General features: G+C 71.8%; 15 protein-coding genes. 8 read left to right on the plus strand and 7 right to left on the minus strand.

Annotated features, from left to right (window positions below):
- The first annotated feature begins 47 nt into the window (after nucleotides 1-47).
- From ACFY0D_RS27075 to ACFY0D_RS27085, 3 genes are all read left to right on the plus strand, one after another.
- Nucleotides 48-698 carry a GAP family protein gene (locus ACFY0D_RS27075; RefSeq protein WP_390800757.1) on the plus strand — a complete coding sequence of 217 codons (651 nt, stop codon included), beginning with the start codon at nucleotides 48-50 and terminating at the stop codon, nucleotides 696-698.
- A gap of 87 nt (nucleotides 699-785) precedes the next feature.
- Nucleotides 786-1262 (plus strand): DUF6325 family protein, encoded by a 477-nt coding sequence (locus ACFY0D_RS27080; RefSeq protein WP_327387368.1) that lies wholly within the window; start codon nucleotides 786-788, stop codon nucleotides 1260-1262.
- Nucleotides 1263-1289: 27 nt separating this feature from the next.
- The gene (locus ACFY0D_RS27085) at nucleotides 1290-1595 is read left to right on the plus strand and encodes an SHOCT domain-containing protein (protein WP_390800657.1); all 306 of its coding nucleotides are present in this window, start codon (nucleotides 1290-1292) and stop codon (nucleotides 1593-1595) included.
- Nucleotides 1596-1733: 138 nt separating this feature from the next.
- Here the strand turns inward: ACFY0D_RS27085 and ACFY0D_RS27090 are convergent, their stop codons facing one another.
- Both ACFY0D_RS27090 and ACFY0D_RS27095 read right to left on the minus strand, forming a co-directional pair.
- Entirely contained in the window at nucleotides 1734-2693 is a 960-nt protein-coding gene (locus ACFY0D_RS27090) for an ABC transporter substrate-binding protein (RefSeq protein WP_390800658.1), read from the minus strand.
- A gap of 90 nt (nucleotides 2694-2783) precedes the next feature.
- Nucleotides 2784-4331 carry an aminotransferase class I/II-fold pyridoxal phosphate-dependent enzyme gene (locus tag ACFY0D_RS27095; protein ID WP_390800659.1) on the minus strand — a complete coding sequence of 516 codons (1548 nt, stop codon included), beginning with the start codon at nucleotides 4329-4331 and terminating at the stop codon, nucleotides 2784-2786.
- 78 nt (nucleotides 4332-4409) lie between these two features.
- On the opposite strand from ACFY0D_RS27095, the gene ACFY0D_RS27100 reads away from it, so the two are divergent.
- The gene (locus tag ACFY0D_RS27100; RefSeq protein ID WP_390800660.1) at nucleotides 4410-5327 is read left to right on the plus strand and encodes a LysR family transcriptional regulator; all 918 of its coding nucleotides are present in this window, start codon (nucleotides 4410-4412) and stop codon (nucleotides 5325-5327) included.
- Between the two features lie 136 nt (nucleotides 5328-5463).
- On the opposite strand, the gene ACFY0D_RS27105 is transcribed toward ACFY0D_RS27100, so the two are convergent.
- Entirely contained in the window at nucleotides 5464-6075 is a 612-nt protein-coding gene (locus ACFY0D_RS27105; protein ID WP_390800661.1) for a TetR/AcrR family transcriptional regulator, read from the minus strand.
- A gap of 95 nt (nucleotides 6076-6170) precedes the next feature.
- Here ACFY0D_RS27105 and ACFY0D_RS27110 point away from each other — a divergent pair, with 95 nt between their 5' ends.
- From ACFY0D_RS27110 to ACFY0D_RS27120, 3 genes are all read left to right on the plus strand, one after another.
- Complete coding sequence (locus ACFY0D_RS27110; protein ID WP_390800662.1) at nucleotides 6171-6617, plus strand: nuclear transport factor 2 family protein; 447 nt, start codon at nucleotides 6171-6173, stop codon at nucleotides 6615-6617.
- The gene (locus ACFY0D_RS27115; RefSeq protein WP_390800663.1) at nucleotides 6614-7477 is read left to right on the plus strand and encodes an NAD(P)H-binding protein; all 864 of its coding nucleotides are present in this window, start codon (nucleotides 6614-6616) and stop codon (nucleotides 7475-7477) included. Before ACFY0D_RS27110 ends, ACFY0D_RS27115 begins: the two co-directional genes overlap by 4 nt.
- A 97-nt stretch (nucleotides 7478-7574) precedes the next feature.
- Complete coding sequence (locus ACFY0D_RS27120) at nucleotides 7575-7865, plus strand: hypothetical protein (RefSeq protein WP_390800664.1); 291 nt, start codon at nucleotides 7575-7577, stop codon at nucleotides 7863-7865.
- Between the two features lie 55 nt (nucleotides 7866-7920).
- Here the strand turns inward: ACFY0D_RS27120 and ACFY0D_RS27125 are convergent, their stop codons facing one another.
- Both ACFY0D_RS27125 and ACFY0D_RS27130 read right to left on the minus strand, forming a co-directional pair.
- Nucleotides 7921-8793 carry an alpha/beta fold hydrolase gene (locus ACFY0D_RS27125; RefSeq protein WP_390800665.1) on the minus strand — a complete coding sequence of 291 codons (873 nt, stop codon included), beginning with the start codon at nucleotides 8791-8793 and terminating at the stop codon, nucleotides 7921-7923.
- A 50-nt stretch (nucleotides 8794-8843) separates the two neighbouring features.
- On the minus strand, nucleotides 8844-10025 hold the full coding sequence (locus ACFY0D_RS27130) for a glycosyltransferase (RefSeq protein WP_390800666.1): 1182 nt from the start codon (nucleotides 10023-10025) through the stop codon (nucleotides 8844-8846).
- A gap of 213 nt (nucleotides 10026-10238) precedes the next feature.
- On the opposite strand from ACFY0D_RS27130, the gene ACFY0D_RS27135 reads away from it, so the two are divergent.
- Nucleotides 10239-10595: a carboxymuconolactone decarboxylase gene (locus ACFY0D_RS27135; RefSeq protein ID WP_390169943.1), complete on the plus strand. Its 357-nt coding sequence runs from the start codon at nucleotides 10239-10241 to the stop codon at nucleotides 10593-10595.
- A gap of 165 nt (nucleotides 10596-10760) precedes the next feature.
- Here ACFY0D_RS27135 and ACFY0D_RS27140 read toward each other — a convergent pair whose 3' ends face one another.
- Together ACFY0D_RS27140 and ACFY0D_RS27145 are read right to left on the minus strand one after the other, a co-directional pair.
- On the minus strand, nucleotides 10761-12125 hold the full coding sequence (locus ACFY0D_RS27140) for a carotenoid oxygenase family protein (protein WP_390800667.1): 1365 nt from the start codon (nucleotides 12123-12125) through the stop codon (nucleotides 10761-10763).
- A 117-nt stretch (nucleotides 12126-12242) separates the two neighbouring features.
- The gene (locus tag ACFY0D_RS27145) at nucleotides 12243-12683 is read right to left on the minus strand and encodes an SRPBCC family protein (protein ID WP_390800668.1); all 441 of its coding nucleotides are present in this window, start codon (nucleotides 12681-12683) and stop codon (nucleotides 12243-12245) included.
- Nucleotides 12684-12702: the final 19 nt, after the last annotated feature.

Genomic DNA, 12702 nt, shown 5'->3' on the forward strand with positions numbered 1-12702 from the left:
CCCGGTCCGGTGCGTAGTGTCGTATGTCGTCGCACGATTGGGGCGCCATGGTCCTCGACCTCATGCTGATCGCGTTGGCCATCGCCCTCTACCCGCTGCCCATGATGGCGTTCATCCTCGTGGTGTCTTCGCGCAGAGGCGTGTGGAAGGGGCTGGCCTTCCTCCTGGCCTGGCTGGGCAACCTCGTCGCGGTGATCGCGATCGTGCTGGCGCTGACCGGCGGCCAACCCCCGGCGCCCCGGTCCCCGCCCGGCGTGGCGGCGCTCGCACTCAAGCTGGCCATCGGGGTGGGACTGGTGGTCTACGGGATACGCCGCTACCGCCGCAGGAAAGCGAAGGCCGCCCGGGACACCACCCCGAAGCCCTCCCACGTGGACGTCGGCTCGGTGTGGGCCGCGGCGGGCCTGGCCGTGCTGATCCAGCCCTGGGGCATGGTCGCGGCGGGCGCGACGACCGTGATCGAGGCCGACACCTCGCACGCGACCACGTTCATCGCCCTGCTCGGCTTCTGCCTGCTCGCCAGCTCCGGCCTGCTGGCCGCGGAGCTGTACATGGTGTTCGCACCGGAGGCCGCCCAGGCCCGGCTGCTGCGGATGCGCACGTGGATGGAGGGGCACAAGGACGAGGCCATCGTGTTCGTCTGCCTGCTGCTCGGCCTGTGGCTGACCGGGCAGAGCATCTACGAGCTGACCGGTTGACCGGCCGGCGGAACCGGCCAGACATGCGGGGGCGCGGGCAGCGTGCTGGAATGAAAAGACCTTCCCGCCTCTGCGACAGGAGCTGCCATGAGCAGCGAGACCGAGCCGCGAGCCGATTTCGGCGACATCGACGAACTCGGCCCGGTCGATTACATCGTGGTCGAATTCCCGGGCAACCGGATGACGGGCGAGGGGTTCCCGATCCTCGTCGACCTCGTCGACCGGGGCATCATCCGCATCTTCGACTTCGCCTTCATCCGCAAGGAGGAGGACGGCACGGTGACCGCGCTGGAGCTCCAGGACCTCGGTGGCGGCGAGGTCGACCTCACCGTGTTCGAGGGCGCGTCGTCCGGCCTGCTCGACGGCGGCGACATCCAGGAGGCGGCCGCCGCGCTGGAACCCGGGAGCTCGGCCGGGGTCATCGTGTACGAGAACACCTGGGCGGCGCCTTTCGCCCGTGCCCTGCGACGCGGCGGAGCGCAGCTCGTGGCCGCCGGAAGGATTCCCGTGCAGGCCCTGCTGGCGTCGCTGGACGCCCTGGAGGAACCGCCCGCCGGAGAGTGAAGCCCACACAGCCTGGAGATGAGCATCATGCCCGGACTCCTTCGCGGGGTCGCCCGCACCGCCGTCATCGCGGGCACCGCCACCGCGGTGTCCAACCGTGTGTCCCGCCGCCAGGGCGGCCGATGGGCGCAGCAGGACGCCCAGCAGCAGGCCCAGCAGGAAGCGCAGCAGCAGCAGGCGGCGCCGCCCCCGCCTCCGCCTCCGCCCGCCGCGGCACCGGCCGACGACATGACCACCAAGATCGAACAGCTGAAGCAGCTCAGCACCCTCAAGGAACAGGGCGTGCTGACCGAGACGGAGTTCGCCGAGCAGAAGCGCCGACTGCTGGGCTAGGGCCGTGACCGGCAAGCCTTGCCGGTCACAGCACCAGACACACGGGCGAGCGCCGCCCCGGCGGGACATGTGTCGACGGTGTCGGTCACGACTGCCCTTCAGCGGTCACCACGACTGCCCTTCAGCGGTGCGTGCGGGTCAGGAACCGGTGTTGACGTTCGCCACGGCGACCGCCCCCGTGCCCGCACCCCACTTGTCGAGTGCCTTCTTGTACGAACCGTCCTCGATGATCGCCGCAAGCGCAGCCTTCAGCGCGTCGCGCAGTTCCGGCCTGTCCTTGGCCACGGCGATTCCGAAGGGGCCGGCCTCGATCTGGTTGCCGACGATCTCGAAGGCGTTTCCGCCGTCGGCCTTGAGGGCCAGGTACGCCGCCACCGGGTAGTCGTTGACTCCGGCGACGGCGCCGCCCGCCTTGACACGGGTCTGGGCCTCGGCGTCGGTCGCGAAGGACTCGATCGAGACGGCCGGCTTCCCGGCGGCCTCGCACTCCTTCGACCGGGCCTTGGCCACCTCCTCGAAGGTGGTGCCCCGCTGTACGGCGGCCTTCCTGCCGCACAGATCGGCGATCGACTTGAGCTGGTGGGGGTTGCCCTTCTGGACGTACACGACCGAGCCCGCGACGAAGTAGTCGACGAAATCGACACCGTTGCCGGTCTTGGCGCCCTTGCCGTCCAGACCCTGCTGGCGGGCCATGGTGTCGCTCATCGACGACATCACGATGTCCTGCCGTCCGGAGTTGAGGGACGTGACGAGGCTGTCGAAGGTGCCGTTGGTGAAGACGAACTTCACGCCGAGCTGCTTGCCGAGCGCTTCGGCGATGTCCGGATCGACACCGACGATCTTCCCGTTCTCGGTGAACTCCATCGGCGCGTACGTGGCGTCCGTACCGACCTTGATGACACCGGCCCGCTGGATGTCCGCGGGCAGCTCGGCGAACAGCGGTGCGTCGCTCTTCGCACCACCGGCTCCACCGCCCGGGCCGGCAGCGGCGCTCCGGCCCGCTTCGGTCTGGTCCCCGCAGGCGCCCAGCAGCAGGGTGGCGGTGGTGGTGACGAGGACGGCGGCGGTCGTCCGCCGGGTCGGTATGCGTGCGGCCATGGCTGTGCTCTCTCTCGGGGCGGTGTGAGGGGAAAACGCCGGGGAGTGCCGGCGGACGGGACGACGGGACGACGGGACGTGCCCGGTGGCTCAGGCGACGACGCGCAGCCGCGTCACGCCCGGGTCGAGTGCGCCGCGGACATGGCCGTTCGGCGCGGCCGCGGTCCGCTGAAGGAACCGGACGGCCTCGGCGGTGACGACTTCGCCCGGCAGGACGTTGGGGATGCCCGGCGGATACGCCGCCAGGGTGTCCGCGGAGATCCGCCCGACGGCCTCCTGTGCGGCCACGACCAGGGCCGGGCTCAGGAACGCCTCGCGGGCGGTGAGCTTCGTGGCACCGGGAGCCGGCAGCCGCGGCATGCCGCCGGCGTGGGCGTGGGCGTGGGCGTCGGTCGAGTCGGCGCTGAGCGGGGAGGGCAGGGTGTGCAGGGCTTCCACGAACCGGTCGGTGTCGGGGACGGACCCCGCGCCGATCACGGCGACGATCGCCGCACCGGTCGCCACTTCGACCATGATCTGGTGGTCCCGGAAGAGCCTTCGCCTGGCCTCGTGGCCCGTGATCCCGCCGGCCCGGGTGTCGATCGCGATGCGCAGCGGGTCGGCTCCGACGATGTCGGGGAAAGCGTGGAACCCGTCGCTCACCACCGTGAAACGGCCCAGCGCGCGGACGGCGGCCCGCACCCGGTCCGCGGCCCCGACCGAGCTGCCCGTCGTGTCGGCGTCGGTGACCAGACTCCTTCGGGCGAGATCGAGCGACGCCGTCAGCAGCGCACTCGCGCTCGTGGACTGCACGAGCCGGAACGCCCGGTCCACGAGCGGTTCGAGCAGGTCTGCGAAGGGGCCCTCCGCCAGGTGGAGCATCGCCGACTGCGTCAGGCTGCCCGCCAGTTTGTGCGTACTCGAAGTCGCCAGGTCCGCGCCCGAGGAGAGGGCGCTCGCGGGGAGGCAGGGGTGGAAGCCGAAGTGCGACCCCCACGCCTCGTCGACGATCAGCGGTACCCCCGCGGCATGGGCGGTGTCCGCGATGGCACGTACGTCGGCCACCGCGCCGAAGTAGCTCGGGGACACGATGTACACGGCGGCCGCGTCCGGTGTCCGTTCGAGCGCCGCCGCCACGTCCGCCGCGGTCACACCGTGGGCGATGCCCTGCCCCGGGTCGACGGACGGCTGGACGAAGACGGCGTCCAGGCCGGACAGCACCAGCCCGTCGATCACGCTGGAGTGCACACTGCGCTGCACGACGAGCGTGCGTCCCAGGGCGGGGGCGACCATCGAGGCGATCTGATTGCCCTGCGAAGCGCCGTTCGTCAGGAACCATGTGCGCCGCGCGCCCCAGGCCTCGGCCGCCAGCGCCAGCGCCCTGTCCAGCGGGGTGTCCGGGCCGAGGTCGATGCCGTCGAGCAGCGGCGGGAAGTCCAGGGCCGTGATCCGCGAGCCGAAGAAGCCGGCGAGATCCGATCCGGGGGCGGCGGCATGGCCGGGGACGTTCAGTCTCAGCCAGTCCCGTCCCGCATGGCCCAGCACCGCCTCGGCGTACGGGGCACCCAGCTGGCCGACGCCAGGCCGGGAGGTCGGGGCGGCAGCGGGGACGGCGGTGGGGGAGGGGGAGGAGGAGGTGCGGTGATCGGTCGTTCTCATGTTCACCCCCGGAGCGTGACAGCCGTCCGGTCATCGAGGAATGGTGGACTTTTCGTTACCCCTCCATACGCTGTCTATATGCTCGACGTGAGGCAGCTCCAGGTACTCCGCTCGATCGCGCAGGAGGGCTCGCTCGCCGCGGCCGGTCGCGCGCTGCACTACAGCCAGCCCACGATCTCCCACCATCTGGCCGCCCTGGAAGCCCACTTCAACGCCCAGCTCGTGCAGCGCGGACCGCGCGGCGCCACGCTGACCGAGCTCGGCCAAGCCCTGCTGCCGCACGCCGAAGCCGTACTCGACCGTCTGCGCCACGCCGAGCTGGAGGTGCGCAACCTCGCCGAGCGCGGTATGCGCACCCTCCACATCGGCACGTTCCCCACGGCGGGCGCCCTGCTGCTGGCCCCCGCGGTCAAGCGCCTCCACCAGCAAGGGGTCCACATCTCGCTCACCGAAGGCGAGCTTCCCCTGCTGCTGCGCGGGTTGCGGGCCAAGGAGCTCGACGCCGCCCTCGTCTTCTCACAGCCGGGCGACAGCCTCGACCTCGACGAGGACTTCGAAGTCCACCCGCTGCTGTCCGATCCGCTGCTCCTGGTCATGCCGGAGGACCACCCCTGCGCAGCGCGCGACCAGGTGTCCCTCGGCGATCTGCGGGACACCGCATGGGTGGGCGCCGCCGACCCCCATGACCCCTGCGACCGCGTGCTGGCATGGGCGTGCGGCCAGGAGGGGTACGAGCCCCTGCACGTGATGCGTACCGACGACTACGCGGTGGTCCAGGGTCTCGTGGCCGCGGGGACGGGCGTGGCCCTCGTGCCGCGGCTCGCCCTGGGGCCGCACCGACCCGACCTGGCCGTACGCCCCTTGGCCAGACCTGACCTCGCCCGGGAGATCAGCGTCGCCGTACTGCGGTCCACCTCCGCCGGCGCCGCCCAGGAACTGATCGAGGCGCTGCGGGAGCAGGCCGCGCTGATCACGGACCGCTGGGCGGCGGCCTGACCCCGCGGCGCGGCTCACGGGCCCCGCCCTGGACCGCCGGAGGAGAGGATCACGGCGGGCCCGGCCCGCCGTGCGTCCCTCGGCGACCCCATCGGCCGATCTCGCGAAAGAGACCGCCGCCTGCGGGGGCGGGCGGTCACTCCCCGGTGGCCGGCCCGCGTCCCGCGCGGGCGTCGAGGACCGCCGCGGTGAAGCCCGCCAGCTGAGCCCGCAGCTCCTCGCGGGGTACGCCCTTCTCGCCGGCCAGGTACGCGACGAGGTCGGCCCGGGTGGCCGCGAGCAGGGCGTGGGCGCAGAAGTCGGTGTCGGCCGGACCGGGGACGAGCCGCAGCAGGTCCCGGAGCAGGGTGTGCCACTGCTCGTAGTGCTCCGTCCGGTAGGGGCTGTCCGCGCCGCTTCCCTCCAGCGCCAGGGCGAGGTGGCGGTTGTCGAGCTTGAAGCACAGGAGGGCGTCGAGCAGGGCCGGTACGCGACGGGGCGCCGGCGTGGCCGGCCCCAGCGGCTGGGGGCCCTGTTCGACCGCTTCCCGGATCGGTTCGAGCCGTGCCTCGTAGAGCGCGCGGATCAGTCCGCCCCGATCGCCGAAGGCGCGGAAGAGCGTCGCCTTGCCGACGCCGGCCGCTGCCGCGATATCGGCCATGGTGACCTCCTCGGGGCTCCCGCAGTGGGTGAAGAGGGTGTCGGCGGCGGCGAAGACGGCCGCCCGGTTGCGGACCGCGTCCTTGCGCGGCTTGCGTTCGACGGTCATCGGGTTCCCTCCGGTTGCGAAACGGACCGTCGGTCCGTATCTTTCGGGGAGAGAAACGGACCGTCGGTCCGTATCGTAGTGGACGGAGAACCGTCATGCCCGCAACCACCTCACCCCCGGATCTGTACCGCCACAGCCTCCGCCTGCTCCTGGACAAGGACATCGCCTCCTGGGTCGGCCTGTGGGCCGAGCACGGCGCCATGGAATTCCCCTTCGCCCCTCCGGGCTGGCCCGGGCGGCTGGAGGGGCGGGAGGCCATCGCCGCCTACATGCGGGACTATCCCGACCACATCGACCTGCACGACTTCCCCGACCTGCGGATCCACGAGACCACCGACCCGGGCACCATCGTGGTCGAGATGCGCGGAGTGGGCCGTCTGGTCGCCACCGGGGCGCCCTTCGACATGACGTACATCGCCGTCGTGACCGTCCAGGACGGGCAGTTCACCTCCTACCGCGACTACTGGAACCCCCTTGCCGTCCACGAACCCGGGGCGGCCTTCACGACGGACCCCAACCCCACGAGGAGCAGCGCCCGATGACCACCCCCGCCACCACCACCCCGGTCGGCACCACCCTGGTCATCGGCGCCACCGGCACCACCGGCAGCCGCACCACGGCGCACCTCGTCGCCGCCGGGCGGCGCGTCAAAGCCGGCAGCCGCCGGGCCACGCCGCTCCCGGGCGCCGAGCCCGTCCGCTTCGACTGGTACGACCCCACCTGCTTCGGCGACGCCGTCGCCGGGGCCGACCGCGTCTACCTCGTCCCGCCCGTCGGCGACCCGGACCCGGCCGCGGTCATGCTGCCCTTCCTCGACCGGGCCCGCGCCGCCGGCGTACGCCGCGCCGTCCTGCTGAGCTCCTCGGCGATCGCCGAGGGCGGCCCGGCGGTCGGACAGGTGCACCGGGCCCTGCCCGGCCTGTTCGACGAATGGGCGGTACTGCGCCCCTCCTGGTTCATGCAGAACTTCACCGGCACACACGCCCACGCCGACAGCATCCGTGCCGACGGCGTCATCCTGACCGCGGCCGGGACCGGCCGGGTCGGATTCGTCGACGCCGACGACATCGCCGCCGTCGCGGCCCGCGCCCTCACCGACGACCGTGCGCCCGACACCGACCTGGTCCTGACCGGCCCGGAGGCCCTGAGCCACGACGACATCGCCGCACTCCTCACCGAGGTCACCGGCCGCCGGGTGGTCCACCACCACCTCACCTACGAGGCCATGCGCGACCGCCTGGCCGCGGTCATCCCGCCGGCGTTCGCCACGATGCTGGCCGGGATGGACCGGTCCATCGCCGAAGGAGCCGAGGACCGCACCACGGACACCGTCCACCGCCTCACCGGCCGCCCGCCCCACGACTTCCGGACGGTCGCCGTACGAGAGCTCTCCGCCTTCTGATCGTTTCAGGACGAAGCCCTTGGCCGGACGCGCCCCCACTGCGAGGATGCTCTTTCGACTGCGCGATGGGGCGGGGACTATGACGCGGTGGCGGCTCTTGCGTGGCGAAGTCCTGGTCGGTGAGCTCAGTGAGGAGGGCTGCGATCAGCCGTTCTTCCTGGCGCGCTTCACCCCGGGGCCCGGCTGGGAGGGTGTGCGGGCGTTGTTCGAGGCAAGGGCGGCCTTCAGGGGCCCGGACCCGGACGGGTCTCGGTTTGTCGCTGTGGTCAAGCCATTGCAGGACGTGGAGCTCACGCTGGTTCCGGTGGATGGCGAGCGGCCTCCGTTGCACGTGTTCAAGAACTGCATGCTGAACATCGACGGGTCCAAGGCTCGCTTCCGCTACTGACCCGGCGGTTGGCGCGCCCGTCGATGTCGCGGCCCCGGTCGGGGTGCAGTTCAACTCATTCTGAAACGATCACTTGCCCGGAAGAGCCGGCGGCGGTGTGTTCGAGGATCGCGGTGACGATCGTGGCCCAGTCGGGTCGCTCGACCCCGTGGCCGGCATCCTCCAGAGCCAACAGCCGGCCCCCGGGAATCCGTTCCGCGAGTGCCTCACCGTGCCGGAGCGGGAACATCGGATCGGCGGTTCCGTGGATCACCAGCGTGGGGACGGTGATCGAGGACAAGGGGGCCTGTGAGACCTTGCCGTCCGTGAGCGAGTCGTGGTTGCGGGCCGCGCCGAAATCGTGCGCGCGCTCGACGTCGCGGCGGACCAGGCCGCGGGCGGCGGCCTCGTCGAACGGGCGCCGCCCTCCCGCGAGCACGCGCGCGTAGGCGACCTGGTGGTCGATCACCGCGTCGGCATCCGACGGATCGGGTGGGGCGGCCGCGGCGAACCGGGTGAACTCCTGCGTCGGCGGGGGCAGCTCGTCGTCGCCGGGCACGGCGCAGGACGTACTGATCAGGACGAGCGAGCGGACACGGGCGGCGTGATCGAGCGCCAGCAGCTGCGCGAGGGCCCCTCCGGCCGACACGCCCACGACGTGCGCGGCCGGGACCTCATGGGCGCGCAGCACGCGGACGGCGTCGGCGACCAGGTCCGCGGCGGTGTACCCGGGACGGCCCGGCGCGTAGGTGACCGACCGGCCGGTGTCACGGTGGTCGTAACGGATCACGAAGCGCCCGCCCGCGGCGAGCATCCGGCAGAAGCCCTCCTCCCACCAGAGCATCGAAGCCCCCAGGCCCATGACGAGCAGGACGGGCGGATCGGAGGGATCGCCGAAGGACTCGGTGCACAGCTCGATGCCGTCCACCTCGATCACGCGCTCAGCCATCGCCGCTCCTCCTCGCCCGTCCCATCATGCCCACGCACGGGCGGCACCGGTCAGTCGGAACCCCCCGCCGCCGCGGACAGCAGGACGTCCACCAGCCGGTCCGCGGCGTCCGGCCTCCCGTACGCACGCGCACGCTGCGCCATCGCCGTCCGCCCGGCGGCGTCGGTCAGCAGCGGACCGACCGCCTCCGCGAGGGTCCGCCCGGTGACCTCGCCGAGCAGGGCCACCGCAGCGCCCGCATCGGCCAGGTGCCGCGCGTTGTGCGCCTGCTCGTTCCCGGCCGAGGTGGCCAGCGGAACGAACACCGCGGGCTTGCCCAGCGCGGTCAGCTCCGCCAGCGTGCCCGCCCCGGAACGGGACACCACCACATCGGCGAGCGCCAGTACGTCGGGCAGCTCCGGCCCGACGAAGCCCGTCAGGTGGTACCGGCCCGCGAGGACCGGGTCGAGACCCGCGGCAGCGGACCGGAGGCCGTCGACGTTGGCCGGGCCGCACTGGTGGATCACGTTCGCGTGGCTCAGCAGCCACGGAAGCACCTCCCGCACCACGCCGTTGATCTGCTGGGCGCCCTGCGCCCCGCCGGTGACGTAGACCGTCGGAAGACGCCTGTCGAACCCCGTCAGGTTCAGCGCCCGCACCGCCTTGTCGGGGTGCCCGGTCAGGATCTCGGGCCTCACCGGATTGCCGGTGACGACCGCCCGGCCGCGTACCTCGGCCGGCAGCAGCGGCAGCGACGACTCGGAGGACACCGCGATGCGCGTCGCCGAACCGGCCAGCTTCCGGTTCGCCAGACCCAGCCGGACCGTCTGCTCGTGCAGCACCAGAGGGCGCTTGCACAACCGGGCGGCGAGCCCGGCCGGGACGGCCACGTACCCGCCCGTCGCCAGGACCACGTCCGGCCGGAACTCGGCCACGACCGTACGGGCCTGGGCCACGCCGAGCGGCACCCGTGCCATGTCCTTGACGTTCGCCGCCGAGAGCATCTTCAGGGGATTCGCCGACCTGCGGATCTTCCCCGTGGCGACCGTCCTGAACGCGATGCCCTCGGCCGGAGCGACCCGCGCCTCCAGACCGTCCGCGGTTCCGATCCACAGCACATCGAGCGCGGATCCTTCGGCAGCGAGGCGGCCGCGCAACGTGCGGATCGCCGTCAGGGCAGGGTAGGTGTGACCGCCGGTCCCGCCGCCTGTCACGAGCAGCCGGAAGGGACGGGAGAGCGAGGAAGCGTCCATCCGGCCACCCTACTGTCCGGTCCGCCCGCGGCCTGCGACGGGGCACGAGCACCTGCGAAGCGCCCGCGACCTGCGGGTATTCGCCCGGACGGCCCAACGGGCGCGGGCTCCGGGGGACGCCTACGCTGAAACGGCAACCCGCCGACACGCCCCCGGTCCCGCGGTCAGGGCCGGCGCGTCCGGCTCAGTTCAGCACCGAAAGGCGGTTCCGACATGGCCACCAGGTCTGACGCTCCCATTCTCGACACGCTCGCCGCGATGACCATCGACTCCATCGAGCACTGCGGCATGGACGAGAAGACGCTCATCACCACCCGCATCGCCGCCCTCGTGGCCATGGACGCCCCGGCCATCTCCTACCTGGCCCACATCAGCCCCGCGGTCAAGGCCGACTTCACCGTCGAGCAGCTGCAGGACGTGCTCGTCGCGATCGCCCCCGTCGTGGGCACCGCGCGCGTCATGTCGGCCGCCGGCCACATAGCCCAGGCGTTCGGCGTCGCCATAGCCATGGTCGAAAGCGAAGCCGAAGCCATGGCGAACGCCGAAGCCGAAAGCCGCCACAAGACCTGATCCTCTCCGACCGGACCTGCGCGCCTGCTGCGCCTGCCGCGCTCGGAACATGGGTGTGCCGGAGCCGCGAACGTCTCGCGGCTCCGGCAACCGGCCCCGGGGGGAGGGCCGTTCTCGGTGGGCGGTGGTGGATGCGGCAGTGCGCGGGCGCATCCCTGCCCAGGGTCAGCCCGCGGAGCCGTCCAGGGTGGTGTCGGGGATCCAGGAGCCGTGGAGGCCGGCGCTGACGCGGTGGGGGAGGTGGACGGTGGCGATGCGGTCGAGGCCGGAGGCGTCCAGCACGAGGAGCTGTGACGCGTTCTGCTTGAGGTCGGAGACGACGGTGAGGAGGTAGCCGTCGTCCTCGTGGGTCGTGCCGGTGGCGGGGACGAAGACGGCCTCGCTCGGCATGCGGGCGTCGCCGATCTGGTGGATGCGGCGGGCGCCGGTGGTGCGGTCGTACTTCACGATGCCGTAGCCGCCGAAGCCCTTCTCGTCGGGGAAGGAGATGGCGTACTGGTAGCGGTTCTCGGCGCCGAGGTAGTCCTCGTTGATGGTCGGGAACTCGACGGGGAGGTCGTCGATGATCTGTTCGTCGACGGTGCCGGCGATCAGGTCGAGGATCCAGCGGCGGGTGTAGGAGCGGGCGACGGGTTCGCTGCCGCGTCCGGGTGCGCCGACCCACCAGTTCCAGGAGAGGTGGAAGCCCTCGCGGTCGACGGTGGGGCCTTCCAGGACGATGCGGCCCTGGCCGTCCTCGTAGGCGTTCGAGACGTGGAGCATGTTGCCGGGTTCGATGGAGAACCAGCGGGTGTGGCGGGCGCCGTCCTCGCCGCGGGGCATGACGCCGATACGGGCGGGCTGGTGGTCGCTCCAGCTGTAGGGGATGCCGGAGCTTTCGGTGTGGTCGAAGGTGACGTTGCCCTCGACGAAGACGACGTGGCGGCGGGTGATGGCGAAGTCGTGCTTGAGGGAGGCGGTCGCTCCGGGAACCTCGGCGCTGTGGGTGATGGCGCCCTTGGCGTCGGCGACGTAGTGGGTCAGGAACGGCGGGAAGGGGGAGGAGCCGAAGAAGTGGAGCTCCCCGGTCACGGGGTCTTCCTTGGGGTGCGCGGTCATGGCGGTGCGCAGTTTGCCGTCGAAGTCGTAGGCGCCGACCGTGTCGAGGTCCGGGGTGAGCTCGAAGGGGAGGTTGGCCTCGCACAGCGCGAGGAGGCGTCCGCCGTGTTCGATGACGTGGGTGCCGGCGGCGCTGGCGGTCAGGTCGGGGCCGTGCTCGGTCATGTAGGGAGCGCCGTCGAGGGCGGGGGTGTGGACCCAGCGGTTGCGGTACCACTCGGCGCGCCCGTCGCGCAGCCGGATGCCGTGGACCATCCCACTGCCCTTGAACCAGTGGGTGGGGGTGACACCGGGCTTGGGGTTGTGCCCGTTGCGCAGCAGCCGGCCCGTCAGCTCGGGCGGCAGCGTGCCCTCGACGGTGAGGCCGGAGGCGGAGACCTCCTCGGCGACGGGGGTGTAGTGGCCGGTCAGGTACGGCGGGGTGGTCGTCATGGCAGGAATCCCTCTCGTGGGTACGTGGATACGTGGACGCGTGGAGATGCGTGGAAATACGTGGGTACGTGGGTACGTGGAACTGCAGGTGCGCGGAAGCGCGGATGTGGTGCTCGGTCAGGCAGCCTGTTCGGCACGGCTCTTGAGGTGGGCGAGCCAGCCCTCCAGGGAGTCGTGGAGCGCCTTGCCGAGTTCGTCGGTCTCGGCGTCGACCGGGGCGCCGCTCCAGGACTCCTCGGTGTGGACGACGACCCCGGCAGCGGACTGTTCGAAGGCCCACACGTGGATGCCGACGATGCCGTCGACGGTTCCGCCCCAGACGATCCGCTTCCCGGGGACCAGCTCCTGCACGGTGGAGGTGATGTCCAGGCCGTGGGTGAGCCAGCTGAAGGACCTGCCGGGCAGCAGCGGTCCGTCGACCTCGGTCCGGTCGATGTCCGAGTTCCAGGCGGGCCAGGCCGCGACGTCGGTGTGCAGCGCCCACACGGTCGTGAGCGGGGCGTCGATCACGGTGCTCAGGCGGACGATCACGGGAGCGGTCTCGTCGATGGTGACCATGGCTGTACTTCCTGTCTGG

Origin of the sequence: Streptomyces sp. NPDC001502 (assembly GCF_042894785.1) — a bacterium.
Lineage (GTDB): Bacteria > Actinomycetota > Actinomycetes > Streptomycetales > Streptomycetaceae > Streptomyces > Streptomyces kutzneri.

Bases quoted from the DNA above. Each gene is read 5' to 3' on its own strand.
- ACFY0D_RS27075 (WP_390800757.1), top strand. From the start codon at position 48: ATGGTCCTCGACCTCATGCTGATCGCGTTGGCCATCGCCCTCTACCCG.
- ACFY0D_RS27080 (WP_327387368.1), top strand. From the start codon at position 786: ATGAGCAGCGAGACCGAGCCGCGAGCCGATTTCGGCGACATCGACGAA.
- ACFY0D_RS27085 (WP_390800657.1), top strand. From the start codon at position 1,290: ATGCCCGGACTCCTTCGCGGGGTCGCCCGCACCGCCGTCATCGCGGGC.
- ACFY0D_RS27090 (WP_390800658.1), bottom strand. From the start codon at position 2,693: ATGGCCGCACGCATACCGACCCGGCGGACGACCGCCGCCGTCCTCGTC.
- ACFY0D_RS27095 (WP_390800659.1), bottom strand. From the start codon at position 4,331: ATGAGAACGACCGATCACCGCACCTCCTCCTCCCCCTCCCCCACCGCC.
- ACFY0D_RS27100 (WP_390800660.1), top strand. From the start codon at position 4,410: ATGCTCGACGTGAGGCAGCTCCAGGTACTCCGCTCGATCGCGCAGGAG.
- ACFY0D_RS27105 (WP_390800661.1), bottom strand. From the start codon at position 6,075: ATGACCGTCGAACGCAAGCCGCGCAAGGACGCGGTCCGCAACCGGGCG.
- ACFY0D_RS27110 (WP_390800662.1), top strand. From the start codon at position 6,171: ATGCCCGCAACCACCTCACCCCCGGATCTGTACCGCCACAGCCTCCGC.
- ACFY0D_RS27115 (WP_390800663.1), top strand. From the start codon at position 6,614: ATGACCACCCCCGCCACCACCACCCCGGTCGGCACCACCCTGGTCATC.
- ACFY0D_RS27125 (WP_390800665.1), bottom strand. From the start codon at position 8,793: ATGGCTGAGCGCGTGATCGAGGTGGACGGCATCGAGCTGTGCACCGAG.
- ACFY0D_RS27130 (WP_390800666.1), bottom strand. From the start codon at position 10,025: ATGGACGCTTCCTCGCTCTCCCGTCCCTTCCGGCTGCTCGTGACAGGC.
- ACFY0D_RS27135 (WP_390169943.1), top strand. From the start codon at position 10,239: ATGGCCACCAGGTCTGACGCTCCCATTCTCGACACGCTCGCCGCGATG.
- ACFY0D_RS27140 (WP_390800667.1), bottom strand. From the start codon at position 12,125: ATGACGACCACCCCGCCGTACCTGACCGGCCACTACACCCCCGTCGCC.
- ACFY0D_RS27145 (WP_390800668.1), bottom strand. From the start codon at position 12,683: ATGGTCACCATCGACGAGACCGCTCCCGTGATCGTCCGCCTGAGCACC.